This is a genomic window from Bacillus sp. SIMBA_026 (assembly GCF_046535335.1).
GTDB lineage: Bacteria > Bacillota > Bacilli > Bacillales > Bacillaceae > Bacillus > Bacillus velezensis.
The window spans coordinates 1-357 of the sequence record NZ_JAWRWX010000057.1 but is presented as its reverse complement, the minus strand read 5'-3'; the positions used below and the strand labels follow the sequence as shown (position 1 = coordinate 357).

The following is a 357-nucleotide window of genomic DNA, read 5'->3' as shown; positions in this document are numbered from 1 at the left end:
CCATCGGTCCCTGTCGATGCGGGACGTCCTTCACGGCGCATTGCTCCCGAGGCGCACGCGGAGGTTCGCGCGAGCCTGTTGGCCATCGCGGCCTACGCGAGGGCTGCCGGCGAACCCGCATTGGCGGGATGCCTGCGCCAGTTCGATCATGGAGAAGTCTTCGTTGCGCAGCAGCGCAGGACTTTCCCCGGGCTGGACGTTCTTCAATTCAACGAGTACTGGGAGTTGCGGATCACCGCGCCTGTCGGCGAGCGCGTTTTGGCATTCGTCGCCCAGCACTTGCAAGAGCCTGCTGCTGCTTAAGCAGTTCGGCACCCCCTCAATTGCCCCGTCGTTGACGGGGCATTTTTCTTTTCA

At 63.0% G+C, this 357-nt stretch carries 1 protein-coding gene; it reads left to right on the top strand.

All coding sequences use genetic code 11. The features are described 5' to 3' along the window. On the top strand, positions 1–303 hold a 303-nt coding region (locus SB847_RS20645; RefSeq protein WP_410578437.1), incomplete at its 5' end, for a hypothetical protein. Positions 304–357 lie beyond the last annotated feature (54 nt).